Origin of the sequence: Streptomyces sp. NPDC057854, assembly GCF_042797055.1 — a bacterium.
Classification (GTDB): domain Bacteria; phylum Actinomycetota; class Actinomycetes; order Streptomycetales; family Streptomycetaceae; genus Streptomyces.
In genome coordinates this window covers 25,900-44,776 of record NZ_JBHVMF010000020.1, presented here as the reverse complement: position 1 = coordinate 44,776, position 18,877 = coordinate 25,900, and the positions used below count along the sequence as shown (strand labels likewise).

General features: G+C 72.3%; 22 protein-coding genes and 1 tRNA gene. 16 read left to right on the top strand and 7 right to left on the bottom strand.

The features are described 5' to 3' along the window. Positions 1-12: 12 nt before the first annotated feature. Together ACFVQZ_RS26255 and ACFVQZ_RS26250 are read left to right on the top strand one after the other, a co-directional pair. Complete coding sequence (locus tag ACFVQZ_RS26255; RefSeq protein WP_383626567.1) at positions 13-663, top strand: HhH-GPD-type base excision DNA repair protein; 651 nt, start codon at positions 13-15, stop codon at positions 661-663. Positions 664-778: 115 nt separating this feature from the next. Continuing rightward, on the top strand, positions 779-2,332 hold the full coding sequence (locus ACFVQZ_RS26250; RefSeq protein ID WP_383626564.1) for a M28 family metallopeptidase: 1,554 nt from the start codon (positions 779-781) through the stop codon (positions 2,330-2,332). Positions 2,333-2,340: 8 nt separating this feature from the next. Here the strand turns inward: ACFVQZ_RS26250 and ACFVQZ_RS26245 are convergent, their stop codons facing one another. Next, on the bottom strand, positions 2,341-3,984 hold the full coding sequence (locus ACFVQZ_RS26245; RefSeq protein WP_383626561.1) for a helicase HerA-like domain-containing protein: 1,644 nt from the start codon (positions 3,982-3,984) through the stop codon (positions 2,341-2,343). A 97-nt stretch (positions 3,985-4,081) separates the two neighbouring features. Here ACFVQZ_RS26245 and ACFVQZ_RS26240 point away from each other — a divergent pair, with 97 nt between their 5' ends. Both ACFVQZ_RS26240 and ACFVQZ_RS26235 read left to right on the top strand, forming a co-directional pair. After that, a complete protein-coding gene (locus ACFVQZ_RS26240) occupies positions 4,082-4,378 on the top strand; it encodes a type II toxin-antitoxin system VapB family antitoxin (protein ID WP_003999914.1) in 297 nt (98 codons plus the stop codon). Between the two features lie 102 nt (positions 4,379-4,480). Beyond that, a complete protein-coding gene (locus ACFVQZ_RS26235) occupies positions 4,481-5,107 on the top strand; it encodes a LytR C-terminal domain-containing protein (RefSeq protein WP_383626559.1) in 627 nt (208 codons plus the stop codon). Between the two features lie 19 nt (positions 5,108-5,126). Here ACFVQZ_RS26235 and upp read toward each other — a convergent pair whose 3' ends face one another. Continuing rightward, a complete protein-coding gene (upp, locus tag ACFVQZ_RS26230) occupies positions 5,127-5,762 on the bottom strand; it encodes a uracil phosphoribosyltransferase (RefSeq protein WP_030493891.1) in 636 nt (211 codons plus the stop codon). A 92-nt stretch (positions 5,763-5,854) separates the two neighbouring features. On the opposite strand from upp, the gene ACFVQZ_RS26225 reads away from it, so the two are divergent. The 4 genes from ACFVQZ_RS26225 to ACFVQZ_RS26210 all read left to right on the top strand — a co-directional run bounded on the left by ACFVQZ_RS26225 (position 5,855) and on the right by ACFVQZ_RS26210 (position 7,435). Continuing rightward, positions 5,855-6,082, top strand: a complete 228-nt coding sequence (locus ACFVQZ_RS26225) for a hypothetical protein (protein WP_030493890.1) — start codon at positions 5,855-5,857, stop codon at positions 6,080-6,082. A 200-nt stretch (positions 6,083-6,282) separates the two neighbouring features. Then, on the top strand, positions 6,283-6,819 hold the full coding sequence (locus tag ACFVQZ_RS26220) for a hypothetical protein (RefSeq protein WP_030493889.1): 537 nt from the start codon (positions 6,283-6,285) through the stop codon (positions 6,817-6,819). Positions 6,820-6,866: 47 nt separating this feature from the next. Next, positions 6,867-7,295 carry a tRNA adenosine(34) deaminase TadA gene (gene tadA / locus ACFVQZ_RS26215; RefSeq protein ID WP_051787668.1) on the top strand — a complete coding sequence of 143 codons (429 nt, stop codon included), beginning with the start codon at positions 6,867-6,869 and terminating at the stop codon, positions 7,293-7,295. Between the two features lie 55 nt (positions 7,296-7,350). Then, positions 7,351-7,435, top strand: a tRNA-Ser gene (locus tag ACFVQZ_RS26210). Between the two features lie 83 nt (positions 7,436-7,518). On the opposite strand, the gene ACFVQZ_RS26205 is transcribed toward ACFVQZ_RS26210, so the two are convergent. After that, positions 7,519-8,034: an SAM-dependent methyltransferase gene (locus ACFVQZ_RS26205; protein ID WP_383626555.1), complete on the bottom strand. Its 516-nt coding sequence runs from the start codon at positions 8,032-8,034 to the stop codon at positions 7,519-7,521. Between the two features lie 430 nt (positions 8,035-8,464). On the opposite strand from ACFVQZ_RS26205, the gene ACFVQZ_RS26200 reads away from it, so the two are divergent. From ACFVQZ_RS26200 to ACFVQZ_RS26180, 5 genes are all read left to right on the top strand, one after another. Then, positions 8,465-8,629 (top strand): hypothetical protein, encoded by a 165-nt coding sequence (locus ACFVQZ_RS26200; RefSeq protein ID WP_199806607.1) that lies wholly within the window; start codon positions 8,465-8,467, stop codon positions 8,627-8,629. 8 nt (positions 8,630-8,637) lie between these two features. Beyond that, on the top strand, positions 8,638-8,931 hold the full coding sequence (locus ACFVQZ_RS26195) for a Dabb family protein (RefSeq protein WP_030493886.1): 294 nt from the start codon (positions 8,638-8,640) through the stop codon (positions 8,929-8,931). 296 nt (positions 8,932-9,227) lie between these two features. Then, the gene (locus ACFVQZ_RS26190; protein WP_030493885.1) at positions 9,228-10,076 is read left to right on the top strand and encodes an RNA polymerase sigma factor SigF; all 849 of its coding nucleotides are present in this window, start codon (positions 9,228-9,230) and stop codon (positions 10,074-10,076) included. Positions 10,077-10,312: 236 nt separating this feature from the next. Further along, the gene (locus ACFVQZ_RS26185) at positions 10,313-11,236 is read left to right on the top strand and encodes an RNA polymerase sigma factor SigF (RefSeq protein WP_030493884.1); all 924 of its coding nucleotides are present in this window, start codon (positions 10,313-10,315) and stop codon (positions 11,234-11,236) included. A 50-nt stretch (positions 11,237-11,286) separates the two neighbouring features. Continuing rightward, the gene (locus ACFVQZ_RS26180) at positions 11,287-12,132 is read left to right on the top strand and encodes a hypothetical protein (protein ID WP_383626552.1); all 846 of its coding nucleotides are present in this window, start codon (positions 11,287-11,289) and stop codon (positions 12,130-12,132) included. On the opposite strand, the gene ACFVQZ_RS26175 is transcribed toward ACFVQZ_RS26180, so the two are convergent. Beyond that, on the bottom strand, positions 12,119-13,066 hold the full coding sequence (locus tag ACFVQZ_RS26175) for an oxidoreductase (protein WP_030493882.1): 948 nt from the start codon (positions 13,064-13,066) through the stop codon (positions 12,119-12,121). The two genes, ACFVQZ_RS26180 and ACFVQZ_RS26175, sit on opposite strands and share 14 nt — an antisense overlap. 95 nt (positions 13,067-13,161) lie before the next feature. On the opposite strand from ACFVQZ_RS26175, the gene ACFVQZ_RS26170 reads away from it, so the two are divergent. Then, entirely contained in the window at positions 13,162-13,779 is a 618-nt protein-coding gene (locus ACFVQZ_RS26170; protein WP_030493881.1) for a TetR family transcriptional regulator, read from the top strand. An 83-nt stretch (positions 13,780-13,862) separates the two neighbouring features. Here the strand turns inward: ACFVQZ_RS26170 and ACFVQZ_RS26165 are convergent, their stop codons facing one another. After that, entirely contained in the window at positions 13,863-14,096 is a 234-nt protein-coding gene (locus ACFVQZ_RS26165) for a hypothetical protein (RefSeq protein WP_030493880.1), read from the bottom strand. Positions 14,097-14,238: 142 nt separating this feature from the next. Between ACFVQZ_RS26165 and ACFVQZ_RS26160 the strand changes: the two genes are divergently transcribed. Both ACFVQZ_RS26160 and ACFVQZ_RS26155 read left to right on the top strand, forming a co-directional pair. Next, entirely contained in the window at positions 14,239-14,718 is a 480-nt protein-coding gene (locus ACFVQZ_RS26160; RefSeq protein WP_051787656.1) for a MarR family transcriptional regulator, read from the top strand. Positions 14,719-14,796: 78 nt separating this feature from the next. After that, positions 14,797-16,386, top strand: a complete 1,590-nt coding sequence (locus ACFVQZ_RS26155) for an MDR family MFS transporter (RefSeq protein ID WP_030493878.1) — start codon at positions 14,797-14,799, stop codon at positions 16,384-16,386. A 78-nt stretch (positions 16,387-16,464) separates the two neighbouring features. Here ACFVQZ_RS26155 and ACFVQZ_RS26150 read toward each other — a convergent pair whose 3' ends face one another. Both ACFVQZ_RS26150 and ACFVQZ_RS26145 read right to left on the bottom strand, forming a co-directional pair. Next, positions 16,465-17,274, bottom strand: coding sequence for a TetR/AcrR family transcriptional regulator (locus ACFVQZ_RS26150; protein WP_383626549.1), 810 nt, complete (start codon positions 17,272-17,274; stop codon positions 16,465-16,467). A gap of 34 nt (positions 17,275-17,308) precedes the next feature. Continuing rightward, positions 17,309-18,844, bottom strand: coding sequence for an MFS transporter (locus tag ACFVQZ_RS26145; protein WP_383626546.1), 1,536 nt, complete (start codon positions 18,842-18,844; stop codon positions 17,309-17,311). Positions 18,845-18,877 lie beyond the last annotated feature (33 nt).

Here is an 18,877-nt window from a genome sequence, read left to right as displayed (position 1 = left end):
ATCATCGGAGGCATGAGCCCCGAGATCCACCTCGCCCAGCAGCCCGACGCCGACGCGCTCCTCGGCCGGTCCCCGCTCGCCGCGCTCGTCGGCATGCTGCTCGACCAGCAGGTCCCGATGGAATGGGCCTTCGCCGGCCCGCACACGATCGCCGTCCGGCTCGGCCGCGACGACCTGGACGCGCACGAGATCGCCGCCCTGGACCCCGACGCCTTCGCCGCGCTGCTGTCCGAGAAGCCGGCCGTGCACCGCTACCCGGGCTCGATGGCCCAGCGGATCCAGCAGCTGTGCGCGTACCTCGTCGAGGAGTACGACGGCGACGCCGAGGCCGTCTGGCGGACCGCCGCCACCGGCAAGGAGCTGCTCGCCCGGCTCCAGGACCTGCCCGGCTTCGGCAAGCAGAAGGCGCAGATCTTCCTCGCCCTGCTCGGCAAGCAGTACGGCGTCCGCCCCGAGGGCTGGCGGGAGGCCGCGGGGCCGTACGGCGAGGAGGGCGCCCACCGGTCCGCCGCCGACATCACCGGACCGGAGTCGCTCGCCAAGGTCCGGGCCCACAAGCAGGAGATGAAGGCCGCCGCCAAGGCCGAGAAGGCGGCCAAAGGCGCCTCATCGTCTACCAAACCCGCTAAATCGACCAAGGGCGGTAAAACGGCCGGGAATTGAGAATTCCCGATGTCAATCCTGTTCAAGCTGACATGAATTGCGCCGGACGTGTTCCCAGGAAGCCCCCCGGGTGGCTAACTTCCCCTCAACCTCGTCCCCCTCGGGAAGGACTTCTGTGAACGCATCGCAGCGTCGCGCCGCGGCCATCCTCGCCGCGGCCGCCCTCGCCGCCCCCCTGGTCCTCGCCTCGCCGGCCACCGCCGTCAAGGACCCCGCCGCCGCGCCCGCCCGGGACGCGGCGAAGCTGGCGAAGAAGCTGGTCCGGGAGACCACCGGCCAGGACGCCTTCAAGCATCTGCAGAAGTTCCAGGCGATAGCCGACTCGGCCGGCGGCCACCGCGCGGCCGGCACCCTCGGCCACGACGCCTCGGCCGCGTACGTGTACACGCAGCTGAAGAAGGCCGGCTACGACGTCTCGTACGAGAAGTTCGACTTCGTCTACACCGAGACGCTCGCCGAGAAGGCGTCCGTGCTCGGTGCCGCGCCCCGCGCGCTGGACATCCAGGCGATGACGTACACCAGGTCCACCCCGGTCGGCGGCATCACCGCCGAGCTGGCCGCCGTCCCGGTCGACGCCGACGGCACCACCGGCTGCCAGCCCGGCGACTTCGCCTCGGGCACCTTCACCGGCAAGATCGCCCTGATCAAGCGCGGCGGCTGCAGCTTCGCCGACAAGCAGCGGAACGCGGGCGCGGCCGGCGCGGTCGGCGCCATCGTCTACAACAACACCGCCGGCGTCCTCTCCGGCACCCTCGGCGACGTGGCCTCCGGTGTCGTCCCGACCGGTGGCATCACCCTCGCCGAGGGCGAGCAGCTCGTCGCCGACCTCGCCAAGGGCCCGGTGAACCTCTCCTTCGAGATCCGCGAGTTCCAGGAGAAGCGCTCCACCAACAACGTCATCGCCGAGACCAGGGGCGGCAACGCCGCCAACACGGTGATGCTCGGCGCCCACCTCGACTCCGTCACCGCCGGCCCCGGCATCAACGACAACGGCTCCGGCTCCGCCGGCCTCCTCCAGGCCGCCCTGGAGCTCGCCGAGTCGAAGGCGAAGGTCCGCAACAAGGTCCGCTTCGCCTGGTGGTCCGCGGAGGAGAACGGCCTCCTCGGCTCCGAGCACTACGTCGCCAACCTGACGGAGCTCGACAAGAAGGAGATCAAGCTCTACCTCAACTTCGACATGATCGCCTCGCCGAACTACGGCCTGTTCGTGTACGACGGCGACAACTCCGACAACGTCGGCGAGGGCGCGGGCCCGCAGGGCTCCGCGCAGCTGGAGCGCGACATCACCGACTTCATGGACAAGCAGGGGCTGCCGCACGAGGGCACCGACTTCACCGGCCGCTCCGACTACGGCCCGTTCATCGAGGTCGGCATCCCCTCCGGCGGCACCTTCACCGGCGCCGAGGGCATCAAGACCCCCGCGCAGGCCGCCAAGTTCGGCGGTGAGGCGGGCGTCGCGTACGACGTGAACTACCACGCGGCCGGCGACGACATCGACAACGTCAACATGACGGCCTTCGACGCCAACATCGACGTCATCGCCAACGCCGTCGGCACCTACGCCCACGACATCTCCTCGCTGCGCAGGCCGGTCGTCCCGGTCTCGACCGAGGGCGACGCGGGCAGCGGCGGCGGCCTCCACGACGACCACCACGAGGTCACCGAGTAGGACCCCGGTCACCTGCGGCGGCGGGCCGTCCCGAAGACCGAGCGGCTGATCTCCCGGCCCAGCTGGGTGCCGATCGACCGGGCCAGGGACTTGAACATCCCGCTGCCGACGACCTGTTCGACGAGCGAGGGCTCCTCCTGAGGGGCCCTCGCCCGCTCCGGCTGCGCGGCGGCCTTCGCCTCCGCGGCGCGGGCCGTCTCCGCCGCGCGGGCCTCCTCGTCCGCGGCCAGGCGCTCGTACGCCGACTCCCGGTCGACCGGCTGCGCATACCGCCCGTACAGCGGCGAGCCCTGCACCGCGGCCTCCAGCTCCGCAGCGGGGACCGGCCCCATCAGCGACTCCGGCGCCCGCAGCCGGGTCGCCGCCACCGGGGTCGGCGCGCCCCGCTCGCTCAGGACGGTGACCACCGCCTCGCCCGTGCCCAGCGAGGTCAGCACCTCCTCCAGGTCGTACGCCGACTCCGGGAAGGTCCGCACCGTCGCCTTCAGGGCCTTGGCGTCGTCCGGGGTGTAGGCGCGCAGGGCGTGCTGCACCCGGTTGCCGAGCTGGGCCAGGACGTCCGCGGGCACGTCCTTCGGGGTCTGCGTCACGAAGAAGACGCCGACGCCCTTCGAGCGGATCAGCCGGACCGTCTGCGTGACCGACTCCAGGAACGCCTTCGACGCGCCCGTGAAGAGGAGATGGGCCTCGTCGAAGAAGAAGACCAGCTTCGGCTTCTCCGGGTCGCCGACCTCCGGCAGGTCGTGGAAGAGGTCCGCGAGCAGCCACATCAGGAACGTCGAGAAGAGCCGCGGCTGCCGCTGCACCGACGGCAGCTCCAGCACCGACACGATCCCCCGCCCGTCGTCCGCGGTGCGCAGGAACTCCGAGGTGTCGAACTCCGGCTCCCCGAAGAAGCCGCCCGCGCCCTGCTGCTCGAAGGCGGTCAGGGCGCGCAGGATCACTCCGGCGGTCGCCGTCGACAGACCGCCGATCCCCTTCAGCTCGGGCTTCCCGACGTCCGAGACGAGGAACGCGACGACCGCCCGCAGGTCCTTCAGGTCCACCAGCTCCAGGCCCTTGGCGTCGGCGTAGTGGAAGATCAGGCCGAGGGACTGCTCCTGCGTCGGGTTGAGCTGGAGCACCTTGGCGAGCAGCACCGGGCCGAAGCTGGTGACCGTGGCGCGGACGGGGATGCCGGGGCCGGTGCCCCCGAGGCCGTAGAACGCGCAGGGGAAACCGGTCGGGGTCCAGTCCTGGCCGGTCTGCGCGGCCCGCTCCCGCACCTTCGCGCCGTCCTCGCCGGGCGCGGCGATGCCGGAGACGTCGCCCTTGACGTCCGCCAGGAAGACGGGCACGCCCTGGGCGGAGAGCTGCTCGGCGATCAGCTGGAGCGTCTTGGTCTTGCCGGTGCCGGTGGCTCCCGCGACGAGCCCGTGCCGGTTGAGGACGGCCAGCGGGACGCGTACGGCCGCGTCCCGGTGGCAGACGCCCTCCCACAGCGCCGCCCCCAGCTCCAGCGCCGGCCCCTCGAAGGCGTACCCGGCGGCGATCTCCGCGACCGGCGCGGGGAGCGCGGGCGGTCCGGCGGTGGCAGCCGGTCCGGCGGTGGGCGGCGCGGGGGCGGGCGGTTCGGGGGCGGGTGGCGCGGGGACGGCGTCCGGGTCGGTCATGGGTCCACCCCAATGTCGGCTATGTCCTGGTCTGCACCAGCATCCCACCGGTCCCGCGTGGCTGCGCCGGGAGCCGGTCGCCCGGTAGGCTTTCCGTGTGATCTTCAAGCGCATCGGAAACGGCCGGCCGTATCCCGACCACGGCCGGGAAAGCACCCGGCAGTGGGCGGACGTCGCCCCGCGCCCGGTCCGCCTCGACCAGCTCGTCACCACCAAGGGCCAGCTGGACCTGGAGACCCTGCTCGCCGAGGACTCCACCTTCTACGGCGACCTCTTCGCGCACGTCGTGAAGTGGCAGGGCGACCTGTACCTCGAGGACGGACTCCACCGCGCCGTCCGCGCGGCCCTCCAGCAGCGCCAGGTGCTCCACGCGCGCGTGCTCGAACTGGACTGACCGCGCCGCGGCTGATCCTTTCGGGCGCAGTTCACGCCCATCCGGCCGCGATCACATGATCATCAAGTAGGCATCGCGCACAGGCGGCATTACGCTGCGCCCATGAGCATGCTCACTCCCCCCGGCATGGGCGGAAAGTACCGCATCACGGGGGACGTCTACCCGCGCATGCGCCGACCCCACCGCCGGCGCCGGATCGTCCTGGCCTCCGCCGCCGCCGTGGTCGTGCTGGGCGCGGCCGGCTGGGGCACGCTCCAGCTCGTCGACGTGTTCTCCGGCGACGACGGGACGAAGAAGACCGCCGCCGGCAAGCAGGCGGACTGCAAGCCCGCGCCGACCCCCAGCGCGACCGCCGCCAAGCCGCCGAAGCCCGCCCAGGTCACGGTGAACGTGTACAACGCGACCCCGCGCAGCGGTCTCGCCAAGTCCACCGCCGACGAGCTGAAGAAGCGCGGCTTCGTCATCGGCAAGATCGGCAACGCCCCCGCCGCCTACGACAAGAAGGTCAAGGGCGCCGGACTGCTGCTCGGCGCGCCGACGGCCGCCAAGGGCGCCTTCGCCGTCCTCGGCACCCAGCTCGCGGGCACCACGACGAAGGTCGACGCCCGCACCACGGCGGACGTCGACCTGATCATCGGTACGGCCTTCAAGACCCTGTCGCCGAAGGCGACGGCGGACGCGGCGCTCGCGGCCCTGAACAAGCCCGAGCCCGCGCCGGCCCGCTGCTGAACGGACCCCGGGGGACGCGCTACTCGGCGGTCCCGTACATGCGGTCGCCGGCGTCGCCCAGGCCCGGCACGATGTAGCCGTGCTCGTTGAGCCGCTCGTCGACGGAGGCCGTCACGACCGTCACCGGCGTGCCCGCCAGCTCGCGCTCCATGACCGCGACGCCCTCCGGCGCCGCCAGCAGCACCACGGCCGTCACGTCGTCGGCGCCGCGCCGGATCAGCTCCTGGATCGCCGCGACCAGCGTGCCGCCGGTCGCCAGCATCGGATCCAGCACGTACACCTGGCGGCCCGAGAGGTCCTCCGGCATCCGGGTGGCGTACGTCGACGCCTCCAGCGTCTCCTCGTTGCGGATCATGCCGAGGAAGCCGACCTCGGCCGTCGGGAGCAGCCGCACCATGCCGTCCAGCATGCCGAGACCGGCGCGCAGGATCGGCACCACGAGCGGACGGGGGTACGACAGCTTCACGCCGGTCGTCGGCGTGACAGGGGTCTCGATGTCGACCTGCTCGGTCCGCACGTCCCGGGTCGCCTCGTAGGCGAGCAGGGTGACCAGCTCGTCGGCGAGCCGGCGGAAGGTCGGGGAGTCCGTGCGCTTGTCGCGCAGGGTGGTGAGCTTGTGGGCGACCAGCGGGTGATCGACGACGTGGAGACGCATGACTCAACAGTAGCCCGCCGCGCACTGGCACCGACCCACGCCGCTGCGGCAAGGTGGACGGACAGGGACCCAGCGATGGGGTGGTGTGGCCGATGCCCGACCCGCAGAACACATCCGGCCAGGTCCGGGGCGGCACGGAGCCCCCGGAGCCGGAGACAGAGCCCGACGCGCCGGAGACCGACGCGGAGCGCCGCAGGCGCCGCGCCCAGTTCCTCCGCGAGCTCGGTGAGGCCAAGGCGCTGCGCGACCGGGTGCAGCCGCGGCGCGCCCGGGCGGCCCGGATGAGACAGGCCATGCGCATGCGCACCTTCCGCTGGTGAGCCCCGGCCGTACGAGGGGAACGCGCCCCCTCCGCGCGCCGGGGTCGTACGCCCGCCCGAACGCGGTGTGGTTCAGACTGATGCACGACGCAAGAGCCGAAGACCTCTCCTCAAGCCGTCGTTTCTGTCACGATGCCGATTGGGCGGGGCTCAGCTGCGCGCCGCCGGATCATCACACCTCTGATCAGTGGGAGAGTCAGGTGTACTTCGCCGCACTGCTCGCGCGCACCGAAGACGGGTGGGAAGCGAGCGATACGGAGCTCGACGACGTGGAGACGCTGGCGGACCTGGCCGATCTGGCCCGCGAGGCGGCGGCCGACGAGGGGGAGACCGTCCTGGTCTTCATCGAGCAGGAGGACGCGTGGTTCGGCATCGTCCGTGTCGACGGGGAGGACGACCCGCGGGTCTACGTCTCCGACGCGGCGGCCGCGGCCCGCTCCTCGTACGGGGAGATCCTCACCTCGGAGCTGCTCGGCGACGACGACCCGGACAGCGAGCTCGACGAACTGGTGAACCTGGACGGGACCGAGGACGGTGAGCCGGAGCCCGCGGCCGACGAGGACGAGGACGCCGCCGCGGGCAGCGCCGGCATCGCGCCGGCCGGTCCGCTCGGCGACGGCCGGATCCTCGCCGACCTCGGCATGTCCGAGCGGACCCTGCTCGCCGTGACCGACGACGCCCTCGGGGAGGTCGCCGACGCCATCGGCGCCTCCGACATCCTGGAGGCCGTCCGCTAGTGCAGTCCGCGGTCGCCGGCCCCGTGCCGGACCTCTGGCGGGACGCCATGCGCCTCGCCCTCGCCGAAGCGGCGGCGGCCGTGCCGGCCGGTGACGTACCGGTCGGCGCGGTCGTGCTCTCCCCCGCCGGCGACGTCCTCTCCCGCGGCCACAACGAGCGGGAGGCGACCGGCGATCCGACGGCCCACGCGGAGGTCCTGGCGCTCCGCCGGGCGGCCGCCGCCACCGGCGAGTGGCGGCTGACCGGCTGCACCCTCGTCGTCACCCTGGAGCCGTGCGTGATGTGCGCGGGCGCGCTGGTGCAGTCGCGGGTCGAACGAGTCGTGTACGGCGCCGACGACGAGAAGGCGGGCGCCGCCGGCTCCCTCTGGGACCTGGTCCGCGACCGCCGCCTGAACCACCGCCCGGAGGTCGTGCGCGGCGTCCTCGGCGAGGAGTGCGCGGAGCAGCTCACCGCCTTCTTCCGCACCCGCTGACCTGCGGAGGGATACGGATTTCATCGCTGGCCGACTTTGGGCTAAGCTCTCTCTCGGTAGCGTGTCCGAGCGGCCGAAGGAGCTCGCCTCGAAAGCGAGTGTGGGGAAACTCACCGAGGGTTCAAATCCCTCCGCTACCGCTGAAGACGCCCCTCCCGCCAGGCAACTGGCCGGAGGGGCGTCGTGCGTTGTGGGCATCCTCGCGCGCTGAGGGCTCTGCGGGTCAGTAGTAGTGCCGCATGATCTCGGTGGCCCACGCGGGCTGGCTGACGGCGCCCCGGGGCCCGAACTCGGTCATGTACGGCTTGATGTCGAGCACGGGGGTGCCGTCGACCGCGTCCAGACCCTCCACGTGGAGGTCCCGTCCGTCGACGCGCAGCAGCCGGCAGCGGGAGACGCCCAGCCGGTTGGGGCGGTTCTTGCCGCGCTGGGCGAAGATGCCGACGAGGGGCCAGTCGGTGTTGCCGCGCGGGTGCCGGGCGCCGGTCTCCACCTTCTCCGCGGGCACCCGGTCGAAGTGGTAGACGACCTCGACATGCGAGAAGGCGTCCAGGCCGGCGAGGGCCTCGGGCCCGAAGCGCGAGTCCAGCCGGATCACCGCCGGTACCTCGCCCCACTCGTCGTCCCGCACCTCCGTACGGCCGCCGACCACCCGGCCCACGGGCGCCGAGACGACCTCTCCGGGAGCGCCGTTCTCCGCCGCGCTGTCCGCTGTGCTGTCCGCCGTGCTCTCCGTCATGTGCCGCGCCTTTCGCGAACCGAACCGAACCGAGGGAACGCTGCCACTCAGCACCGTACAGAGCACACGGTTCTGACGGGCGGTCACGCGTGAAGGCGGGGAGGGGGAGGGGAGGACGAGGGAGGGCGGGGAGTGAGGACGGGGGGAGCGGCATCGGGGGGACAAGCCGCTCCCCCCGACGAGAACCGGTCCGCCTAGTCCTGCGCCGCAGTCAGGGGGGAAGCTCGCGGCGCGGACCCCGCAGTGCGGGCCGGTTCCATCGCCCCGCGGATTCCTGCCAGATCCGCCGGGCTCGCTCTCCATCCTGCTCCGCCCGCACCCGTACGGGGGGCGGCGAAAGACCCCGATGGCAGGGCCCTTGGTCCATAAAGGCTCGGTTAGAGTGGGCCACCGCCGAGGCCGAATGCCGGCGCCGGGAGGGGGAGGACGGATGTCCCAGGCGAGGAAAGTCGCGGTCTACGCGTTCGGGGTCTTCGTGCTGTACGCGATCATCACATCCCCGGACCGTTCGGCCGACCTGGTCCAGATAGGCTTCGAGGGCCTTTCCAGCGCCGCCAAGGGCGTCGGAGAGTTCATGACAGAACTCATCAACTAGGAGCCCCGGTGATCCGCCATCTGGTCCTCTTCAAGCTCAACGAGGGCGTCGAGCGGGACGACCCGCGCGTCGTCGCCGGTGTCGAGGCCTTCCGGGCGCTCGGCGGGCAGATCGACGAGCTGCGCTTCTGGGAGTGCGACTGGAACGTGTCGGAGCGGCCGATCGCGTACGACTTCGCGATCAACTCGGCCGTCGAGGACATGGACGCCCTCCAGCGGTACCTGGACCACCCGGCGCACCAGGCCGGCGTCGCGCTGTGGCGCGAGTTCTCCACCTGGGTGATCGCGGACTACCCCTTCTAGGACCCTTCCAGGATCCTCCAGGATTCTCCAGAACCTTTCCAGGGGTACGCGCCGCCGTACGTCTCCACCAGACCCCCCGCCGTCCGGGCGGGGGGTCTCGCGCGTTGAGGCCTCGCGCACCCCTGGCCTCCGGTTTGTCGTCCACCATGCCTTCAACACGTCGTTATGCGGTGCTTGCACACAGTGGACATGTCTTGTGATGCTATGACCGCTTTTGACGGATGAATTGACCGTTTGACCGTTTGACCGCAGTTGCCCAGTCGAGCAGCTACACCAGCCAAAGGGGTGGCGTGAACGTGCCGGCCAGTACAGCACCTCAGGTCCCGCCCCAGCACGAGGCGGGCGGCACCCCGGAGACCCCGCGGCCCCGGCCGCAGAGCACCCGCGGCGCCGACACCCGGGCGCTCACCCAGGTGCTCTTCGGGCAGCTGAAGAACCTGGAGCCGGGCACGCCCGAGCACGACCGGGTGCGCGGCGCCCTCATCGAGGCCAACCTGCCGCTCGTGCGGTACGCGGCGGCCCGGTTCCGCTCCCGCAACGAGCCGATGGAGGACGTCGTCCAGGTCGGCACCATCGGGCTGATCAACGCGATCGACCGCTTCGACCCGGACCGGGGCGTGCAGTTCCCCACCTTCGCGATGCCCACGGTGGTCGGCGAGATCAAGCGCTACTTCCGCGACAACGTCCGCACCGTCCACGTGCCCCGCCGGCTCCACGAGCTGTGGGTGCAGGTCAACGGCGCCACCGAGGACCTGACGACGGCGCACGGCCGCTCCCCCACCACCGCCGAGATCGCCGAGCGGCTGCGGATCGGCGAGGACGAGGTGCTCGCCTGCATCGAGGCCGGACGGTCGTACCACGCCACGTCCCTGGAGGCCGCGCAGGAGGGCGACGGGCTGCCCGGACTGCTCGACCGGCTCGGGTACGAGGACCCCGCGCTGGCCGGCGTCGAGCACCGCGACCTGGTCCGGCACCTGCTCGTCCAGCTGCCCGAGCGGGAGCAGCGGATCCTGATGCTGCGCTACTACAGCAACTTGACGCAGTCTCAGATCAGCCAGGAGCTCGGCGTCTCGCAGATGCACGTGTCAAGGCTCCTCGCCCGGAGCTTCGCCCGCCTGAGATCCGCAAACAGAATCGAGGCATGACCGGAACGGGTGGACCGGTCCGAAACGGTTCTGCGCCGCCCCAACCGCCCCACACCCCTCATTTCCTGCAGATATGCCCCCTCTCCTTGTCGACAAGTCACTACAGCGTGTTGCCGACATGTGACATTCTGCTGGGGACGCGTTTGCCGCAGCCCCACGGCCGGTATTCAGGTGGAAGCTGCGTTCCTCCGATGGTCGCGGCCCACCGCGACCGTCCGCGACCTCTAGGGGGTGGCATGTCCGCAGATCAGGGCAGCTCGAAGGTGCTCACGCTCACGCCCGTCCCGGTCCTCGTGCCCGAGCCCGTGCCCGTGCAGAAGACGGCGACGACCGCGGCCGAGAGCGGGGCGCTTCCCGTGCCCGAGCCCGCCGTCGCGCCGGCGGCCCTCGACACCCGCACCCTCTCCCGTTCCCTGTTCCTGCGGCTGCGCGCGCTCGACGCCGAGGGCGCGGCGGCGGACAGCCCGGAGCGGACCTACGTCCGCGACACCCTCATCGAGCTGAACCTCCCGCTCGTGCGGTACGCGGCGGCCCGCTTCCGCTCGCGCAACGAGCCGATGGAGGACATCGTCCAGGTCGGCACCATCGGGCTGATCAAGGCGATCGACCGCTTCGACTGCGAACGGGGCGTGGAGTTCCCGACGTTCGCGATGCCGACGGTCGTCGGCGAGATCAAGCGCTTCTTCCGGGACACCTCGTGGTCGGTGCGGGTGCCGCGCCGCCTCCAGGAGCTGCGGCTCGCGCTCACCAAGGCCGGCGACGAGCTCGCGCAGAAGCTCGACCGCTCGCCGACCGTCGCCGAACTCGCCGCCGTCCTCGGGGTGTCGGAGGAGGACGTCGTCGACGGCCTCGCGGTGGGCAACGCGTACACGGCTTCCTCGCTCGACTCGCCGTCCCCGGAGGACGACGGCGGCGAGGGCTCCCTCGCGGACCGCCTGGGCTACGAGGACGCGGCGCTGGAGGGCGTCGAGTACCGCGAGTCGCTGAAGCCGCTGCTCGCCAAACTCCCGCCCCGGGAGCGGCAGATCATCATGCTGCGGTTCTTCGCGAACATGACCCAGTCGCAGATCGGCGAGGAGGTCGGCATCTCGCAGATGCACGTCTCGCGGCTGCTGACCCGCACCCTCGCACAGCTCCGCGAGGGCCTGATCTCCGACTGACTTCCGCGAATCCGCCCCTCGGTGACGAACCGTCAGCCACACTGGGGCGCATGAGGCGCAGGAAGCCGGTACTCGTGGCGGTGGCGCTCTGCCTCGGCGGAGCGCTCACCGCGTGCGGAGGCGGAGGGGACGGCGAGGGGTTCGCGGCGGTCGGCGCCGGTCCCTCGCCGGGCGGCGCGGTCGGCCCTTCGGGCGCGGTCACCCTGGTCCCGCTGGACAGCCCCACGGCGCCCGGCCTCGCCTCCAGCACCTCGTCCCCGCCGCCCTCCGCACCGCCGTCCTCGCCGGGCGCCTCACCGTCGCCCCCGTCCGCCGGCCCGGAGTCACGCACGGGCGCGAGCACGGGCCCCGGCCCGTCCGGCACCCGTACGGGCGCCGGCGCGGACCCCGGCGGTACGGGTCGGGCCGGCGGCTCCGGAGGGGGTACGGCTCCGGGCGCGCCGCCCGGCGGCCCGTCCTCCGGCGCCCCGTCGTCCGGCGCGACGACGCCCCCGCCGCGTACCCCCGGCCCCCCGCCCGCGCCCACCACGCCCGCGCCGACCGCCACCGCCCCCTCGCCGCGGCCGACCACGCCCGCGCCCCCGCCCGGGCCGGCCGTGCTGACCGTCTCCGCGCCGGTGACCGCCGACGCCGACGCGCGCTGGTGCGAGCGGGTCACGGTGACCTTCCGGAACACCGGCGGCTCCCCCGCCGCCTCCGGCACCGCCACCTTCGAGACCCACATCGTCGGCGCACTCGGCATCGACTGGGGCACGGTCACCACCAGCCAGCCGCTGCCGGCCCCGATCGCCGCGGGGTCGGCCCGCACCCGGACGTACACGGTGTGCGTGGAGTCCTGGCGGGTGCCGATCGGCATGCGCGTCGACACCCGCGCGGTGACCGCTAGCTGGCGGTGAGCCCGTACCGCACGCCCGTCAGCTCCTCCGAGAGGTCCCAGAGGCGGCGGCCGGTCTCCGGGTCGGCGGCCGTGGCGGAGGGCGTGACCCGGGTCGGGTGGCCGCGCAGTTCGCCCAGGCCGTCCGGTCCGATGAAGTCGCCGCCGGCGGCCTCCGGGGCGGTCGCCGCGTACAGCTGGGGCAGGGCGCCGCGCTCCGGGCGCTGGGCGAGCAGCGGGTTGCCGATCCGGCTGTAGAAGAACCGGGAGAGGCCGGTGATGTCCCGGGTCTGGAGGCCGGTCGCGGTGTAGCCGGGGTGGGCGAGGAGGCTGCGGACCCGGCTGCCGGCGGCGGTGAGCCGGCGGTGCAGTTCGTGGCCGAAGACCGCGTTGGCCAGCTTCGAGCGGCTGTAGAACGCCATCGGGGCGTAGTCGCGCTCGCCGGTGAGGGCGGCGGGGTCGTCGAGCGGCAGGGTGCCCTGCCGGTGCATCAGCGAGCTGACGGTGACCACCCGCCCGTCGGCCGGCAGCCGGTCGAGCAGCAGGCCGGTGAGGGCGAAGTGGCCGAGGTGGTTGGCGGCGAACTGGAGCTCGTGGCCCTGAGCGCTGAGCGTGCGGGGCGGACCCATCACGCCCGCGTTGTTGACCAGGACGTCCACGCGCGGGTGGTCGGCGCGCAGGCCCTCCGCGAAGGCGCGCACCGAGTCGAGGTCGGCGAGGTCGATCCGGCGGACGGTGAGGAGGTCCGGGGCGATGCCGTCGGCGGTGAGGGCGGCGACGGTCCGGCGGCCCTTCTGCTCGTCCCGTACGGCGAGGACCACCCGGCCGCCCCGGCGGGCGAGGGCGCGGGTGGTCGCGAGGCCGAGGCCGCTGGTCGCCCCGGTGACGACGTGGAGGCGGCCGGTGAGGTCGGGGATGGCGTCGGCGGTCCAGTGCGGGGTTCGCGTACGACTCATACGGCACACCTTGCCGTCGATGTCACCGAGTGTCAAATATGGCGGCCGGTGTCGGGGGCGGCACCTGGTCGGCACCGGCGGGTTAGCATCGCCCGGTGAGCACCGCATCCGGCCCCCGCCCCTCGACCCTCGCCCAGCGCAAGAAGCAGCTGGTGGCGACGGAGCTGACCGAGACCGCGCTCCAGCTCTTCGCGCACAAGGGTTTCGAGGCCGTCACGGTCGACGAGATCGCGTCCGCCGCCGGCGTCTCCAAGCGGACCTTCTTCCGCTACTTCGCGTCCAAGGACGACGTGGTCGTCCAGTTCCTGGCCGGGATGGGCGCCGACATGCGGGCGGAGCTGGCCGCCCGGCCGGCCGCCGAGCCGCCCTCGGCCGCGCTGCTGCACGCCGTCTCCGTGCCGCTCGCCGCCTGCGGCGACCACGCCGAGCGCACCCTGCCGGTGGTCCGGCTGATCCTGCGGACGCCCGGCCTGCTCGCCCGCTTCCTGGAGCACCAGGCCGGCTGGCGCGAGGAGCTGGCCGCGGAGCTGGCGGACCGGCTCGGGCTCGACCCGGCCGGGCTGTACCCGCCGCTGGCCGCGGGCATGGCGCTCGGCGCCTTCGACACGGTGCTGTGCCGGTGGAGCGAGGGCGCCGGCGCGCCCGATCCGCTCGCCCTGATCGCCCGGGCCTTCGAGGTGCTGGCCCCGGCCCTGGACGCCCCCCAGGAGTAGCCGCCGCCTCCGGCAGGCATGACGGAGGGGCCGGTTCCGTACGTACGGAACCGGCCCCTCCGTGTCGGTGCGGGTGCGGTGGATCAGGAGAAGACGGCGAGCCAGACGACCCCGGCGACGATCGCGACCCCGGCGATCACGGCGGCGATCACGCCGACGCGCGGTCCGCCCTGGGTCGCCGCCACCTGCTGCGGACGGCGCTGCTCGGGGGTGCCCTCGTCGACGAAGGCGCGGAACATCTGGGTGCTGCCGGCGGGGTCGTAGCCCTCGGGGCCCTGGGCGCCCTGGCCGTACGGTGCTTGCGGGTTGTGTGCCATGGGCCAGGACCCTAGCGAAAGCGGGGTGACGGGCCCAAGCCCTGGCACTCCGCCTCCGCCGAGCCTCCCCCGCGCCTCCCCTTTGCCGATTCTTTAGCGCCGTTTGACCGATTTAGTTTGCCTGGAGCAACCATCCATCTCTATGGTTGCCCTAAGCAACAAGTTGGAAGGGGTCCCGGTGGAACCGAGCGGTCGCTACGAGGACCTCGCCCGCGCCATCAGCGCCTTCGGCGCCGTGAAGCGCGGTCTCGCCCGTGTCCTGCCCGCCGAGTGCCAGGGCGGCTCCGCCGCCGTCCTCGCCCTGCTCAAGCACCACGGGGACATGCGGATGAGCCGGCTCGCCGAACTCATGGCCGTGGACATGTCCGTGTGCAGCCGCCACGTGGCCCACACCGTCACCCACGGCTGGGTCGAGCGCCTGCCCGACCCCGGCGACGGCCGCTCCCGCATCCTCCGGCTGACCGACGACGGCGTCGGGATGCTCGCCGAACTCGACCGGCGGGTGACCGACTCCTTCGCCCGCCACCTCGCGGAGTGGTCCGACGACGACGTCGCGCTGCTCACCGCCCTGCTCGCCCGACTCCGCGACTCCTTCGGGGACTGCCGGGCCACCCACGCCTGACCGCCGCGCACGAGAGACCGCTCGACCACGCCCGAGCGCGCCCCACCCGCGCGAACCGCTTGAAACCAGAGGAACCTCATGGCTACGACCACACCCGACACCGGTGTGCGGGGCGCCCCGGCCGACACCGGAGCCGGCGCCGCTCCGATGACGCACCGTCAGATCATGGAGGCGCTGTCCGGGCTGCTGCTCGGCATGTTCGTCGCCATCCTGTCCTCGACGATCGTCTCCAACGCCCTCCCCCAGATCATCACCGACCTGGAGGGCACCCAGTCCGCCTACACCTGGGTCGTCACCGCCACCCTGCTCGCGATGACCGCCACCACCCCGCTCTGGGGCAAGCTGGCCGACCTCTTCTCCAAGAAGCTGCTCATCCAGATAGCCCTGGCCATCTACGTGGCGGGCTCGATCGTCGCCGGACTCTCCCAGTCCACCGGCATGCTCATCGCCTGCCGCGTCGTCCAGGGCATCGGCGTCGGCGGACTCACCGCCCTCTCCCAGATCATCCTGGCCGCCATGATCGCCCCGCGCGAGCGCGGCCGGTACAGCGGCTACCTGGGCGCCGTCTTCGCCGTCGCCACCGTCGGCGGCCCGCTGCTCGGCGGCGTCATCACCGACACCGACTGGCTCGGCTGGCGCTGGTGCTTCTACGTCGGCGTGCCGTTCGCCGTCATCGCCCTGATCGTCCTCCAGAAGACCCTCAAGCTCCCCGTCGTGAAGCGCGAGGTCAAGGTCGACTGGGCCGGCGCCTTCTTCATCAGCGCCGCCGTCTCGCTGCTCCTCATCTGGGTCACCTTCGCCGGCGACAAGTACGACTGGGTGTCCTGGCAGACCGGCGTCATGGTGGCCGGATCGGTGCTGCTCGGCGCGCTCTTCGTGCTCGTCGAGTCCAAGGCGGCCGAGCCGATCATCCCGCTGCGCCTGTTCCGCAACCGGACCATCACCCTGGCCTCGCTCGCCTCGCTCTTCGTGGGCGTCGCGATGTTCGCCGGCACGGTCTTCTTCAGCCAGTACTTCCAGCTCGCCCGCAACGAGTCGCCGACCATGTCCGGCGTCCTCACCATCCCGATGATCGCCGGCCTGTTCGTCTCCTCGACGGCCTCCGGCATGATCATCACCAAGACCGGCCGCTGGAAGGCGTGGCTGGTCTCCGGCGGCGCGCTCGCCGCCGCGGGCCTCGGCCTCCTCGGCACCCTCCGGTACGACACCGCGTACTGGCACATCGCCCTCTTCATGGCGGTCCTCGGCCTCGGCCTCGGCATGATGATGCAGAACCTGGTGCTCTGCACGCAGAACCAGGTCGCCCCCGCCGACCTCGGCGCGGCCTCCTCCGTCGTCACCTTCTTCCGCTCCCTCGGCGGTGCGATCGGCGTCTCGGCGCTCGGCGCGGTCATGGCCCACCGGGTCACCGACTACGTCAAGGAGGGCATGGCGGAGCTCGGCCCGAAGGCCGCGGCGGCGATGGGCCAGGGCGGCAGCGGCAGCGCCATCCCCGACATGGACAAGCTGCCCGCCCCGATCCGCACGGTGATGGAGAGCGCGTACGGGCACGGCGTCGGCGACGTCTTCCTCTACGCGGCGCCGTTCGCGCTGCTCGCCTTCCTGGTGACGCTCTTCATCAAGGAGGTCGCGCTGAAGAGCAGCACGGTCGCGGCGGACGGCCAGTGAGACCCCCGGCCGCGCTTCGAGCGGAGGCGCGGCCGGGTCACCGAAGGAGCGGCGGGCAGGGGACGGCCCGCCGCTCCGTCACGTCCCGCCTGTCTTCCCGGACTCCCCCGTCTCGTCCGTCTCCCCGGACTCGCGCCTGACCATCGCCTCGATGCCCGCGACCAGGATGTCCAGCGCGAAGGCGAAGTCCCGGTCCCAGATGTCCGTGACCGAGCCGTGCGAGGCCCGCTCGTCGAGCAGGTCCGCCATCGGCCGCAGCGACTCCATGAAGGACGGGTCGTCCCGGAACGCCTTCATCGACGCCCCGTAGAAGCTGTCCGAGTCCATCCCGGCCTCGTCGGCGCGCCGCGCGAACTGCGCCTCGATCGTCCCGTAGCCGTACACGAACTGGAAGACGGCCGACATCGCGCTCGGCTGCCGGCTCAGCGGCAGCCCGGTCGCGGCGATCGTCTCCTGGATCTTCGCGCCGACGGCGATCGCGTGCGGCCCGATGTTCAGGTACTGGCCCGCGCACGGCGACATCCACGGGTGGCGGACCAGCATCCGGCGGTACTCGAGGGTGAGCACCGTCAGGCGCTCCCGCCAGTCCCGGCCCTCGTCCACCGCGGCCAGGTCGATCTCGCCGTACACGGTGTCGATCGCGTACTCGATGATGTCGTCCTTGGTGTCCACGTACCAGTACAGGGACATCGCGGTGACGCCGAGCTCGGCCGCCAGCCGCCGCATCGACAGCTTGGCGAGCCCGTCCCGGTCGAGCATCCGGACGGAGGCGGCCACGATCCGGTCCCGGTCGAGGCCGGCCGGGCCGCCGCCGGCGCGCGGGGCCCGCCGCTCCAGCCAGACGCTGGAGCCCGCCGGGTTCCTGTCCCGGTCCGCGGCCTTGACCATGGTCCTTCTCCGTCCGTCGGCGCTGGTGACCATGCTAGGCAGCGGTGACCGCCTCGTCCGCCACGGACCGCTCCGCCCGCTCGGCCCGCCGCAGCAGGTAGGCGGCGAGCAGACCGCCGGCGAGCACCGCGACCGCGCCGACCAGCTGGCTGGTCTGGAGGCCGGAGGCGAAGGCGTCGGAGATCCGGGCCCGCTCGGCGTCGTCGCCGGCCGCCGCCAGGGCCGCCGGCAGCGAGGTGGCGGTGACGGTGACGAGGGCGGCGAAGCGGGCGTTGAGGACGGCGCCGAGGACGGCGACGCCGAGGCCGTTGCCGAACTCGGCCAGGGTGCCGTTGACGCCCGCGCCGACGCCCGCCTTCTCCGGCGGGATCGCGCTCATGATCGCGTTCGCCATCGCCGGGTTGGAGACCGCGAGGCCGGTGCCCATGAGCACCAGGCCCAGCAGCATGCCCCAGTACGTGCCGTCGGAGCCGCCGCCGACCAGGGCGATCGACGCGAGACCGGCCGCGACCAGCGTCATGCCGACCGTCACCGTGAGCGGGGTGCCGAGCTTCATCACGATCCGCGGGCCGACGCCGCTGAGGTTGAGCAGCACGACGGTCAGCGCCAGCGGCGCCATCCGGAGGCCCGCCTCCAGCGGCTCGTACCCGAGCACGAACTGCAGGTGCTGGGTGAGCAGGAACATCGAACCGCCCATCCCGAACATCACCAGGATGGCGCCGGCGACCGCGCCCACGAACTTCTGGTTGCGGAAGAAGTGCATGTCGAGCATCGGGTACGGGGTCCGCAGCTCCCACAGCGCGAACGCGGCGAGCACCACGACGCCGATCGCCGCCGGGACCAGCACCTCGGTGGAGGTCCAGCCGTGCTCCGGGCCGGTGATGATCGCGTAGACGGCGGCGGTCATGCCGATCGTGGAGAGCAGCGCGCCGAGCAGGTCGGGGCGGTCGCCCTGCGGGTTCTTCGACTCGGGGACCAGCTTGAGGACGGCGACCAGGCCGATCACGGCCACCGGGATGTTGATCAGGAAGATCATCCCCCACCAGAAGTGGTCGAGGATCACGCCGCCGATCAGCGGTCCGGCGGCGAAGCCGAGCGAGCTGACGGTGGCCCAGAGCGCGATGGCCTTCACGCGCTCGGAGTCGTCGAAGATCTGCATGACGACGGCGAGCGTGGTGGTCATGAGCAGGGCGCCGCCGACGCCCATGCCCGCGCGGGCGGCGATCAGCTGGGCGCTCGACCCGGCGAGGCCGGCGGCGAGCGAGCCGATGCCGAAGAGCGCGAGGCCGACGGCGAGCAGCTTCTTGCGGCCGTAGCGGTCGGCGGCGTTGCCGGCGGTGAGGAGGAGGCCGGACTGGACGAGCGAGTAGGCGTTGATCATCCACTGGATGTCGCTGGTGGAGGCGTCCAGCTCCGTGGTCAGCGAGGGGATGGCGACGCTGAGGACGGTGTTGTCGAGCAGCACGGTGAGCTGGGCGAGACAGATGACGCCGAGGATCAGCCAGCGCTGGGGATGGCCGCCGGTCGGCGGGGCCGCCGCCGAGGGCGCGGCCGGGGGCGTGGCCGTCATGCAAGCTCCTTATACGGTGTACGAGGGTGTCGG

Excerpts from the sequence above, each read along its gene's own strand:
- ACFVQZ_RS26255 (WP_383626567.1), top strand. The coding sequence starts at position 13 with ATGAGCCCCGAGATCCACCTCGCCCAGCAGCCCGACGCCGACGCGCTC.
- ACFVQZ_RS26245 (WP_383626561.1), bottom strand. The coding sequence starts at position 3,984 with ATGACCGACCCGGACGCCGTCCCCGCGCCACCCGCCCCCGAACCGCCC.
- ACFVQZ_RS26235 (WP_383626559.1), top strand. The coding sequence starts at position 4,481 with ATGAGCATGCTCACTCCCCCCGGCATGGGCGGAAAGTACCGCATCACG.
- upp (WP_030493891.1), bottom strand. The coding sequence starts at position 5,762 with ATGCGTCTCCACGTCGTCGATCACCCGCTGGTCGCCCACAAGCTCACC.
- ACFVQZ_RS26225 (WP_030493890.1), top strand. The coding sequence starts at position 5,855 with ATGCCCGACCCGCAGAACACATCCGGCCAGGTCCGGGGCGGCACGGAG.
- tadA (WP_051787668.1), top strand. The coding sequence starts at position 6,867 with ATGCGCCTCGCCCTCGCCGAAGCGGCGGCGGCCGTGCCGGCCGGTGAC.
- ACFVQZ_RS26205 (WP_383626555.1), bottom strand. The coding sequence starts at position 8,034 with ATGACGGAGAGCACGGCGGACAGCACAGCGGACAGCGCGGCGGAGAAC.
- ACFVQZ_RS26200 (WP_199806607.1), top strand. The coding sequence starts at position 8,465 with ATGTCCCAGGCGAGGAAAGTCGCGGTCTACGCGTTCGGGGTCTTCGTG.
- ACFVQZ_RS26185 (WP_030493884.1), top strand. The coding sequence starts at position 10,313 with ATGTCCGCAGATCAGGGCAGCTCGAAGGTGCTCACGCTCACGCCCGTC.
- ACFVQZ_RS26180 (WP_383626552.1), top strand. The coding sequence starts at position 11,287 with ATGAGGCGCAGGAAGCCGGTACTCGTGGCGGTGGCGCTCTGCCTCGGC.
- ACFVQZ_RS26175 (WP_030493882.1), bottom strand. The coding sequence starts at position 13,066 with ATGAGTCGTACGCGAACCCCGCACTGGACCGCCGACGCCATCCCCGAC.
- ACFVQZ_RS26165 (WP_030493880.1), bottom strand. The coding sequence starts at position 14,096 with ATGGCACACAACCCGCAAGCACCGTACGGCCAGGGCGCCCAGGGCCCC.
- ACFVQZ_RS26160 (WP_051787656.1), top strand. The coding sequence starts at position 14,239 with ATGGTTGCCCTAAGCAACAAGTTGGAAGGGGTCCCGGTGGAACCGAGC.
- ACFVQZ_RS26155 (WP_030493878.1), top strand. The coding sequence starts at position 14,797 with ATGGCTACGACCACACCCGACACCGGTGTGCGGGGCGCCCCGGCCGAC.
- ACFVQZ_RS26150 (WP_383626549.1), bottom strand. The coding sequence starts at position 17,274 with ATGGTCAAGGCCGCGGACCGGGACAGGAACCCGGCGGGCTCCAGCGTC.
- ACFVQZ_RS26145 (WP_383626546.1), bottom strand. The coding sequence starts at position 18,844 with ATGACGGCCACGCCCCCGGCCGCGCCCTCGGCGGCGGCCCCGCCGACC.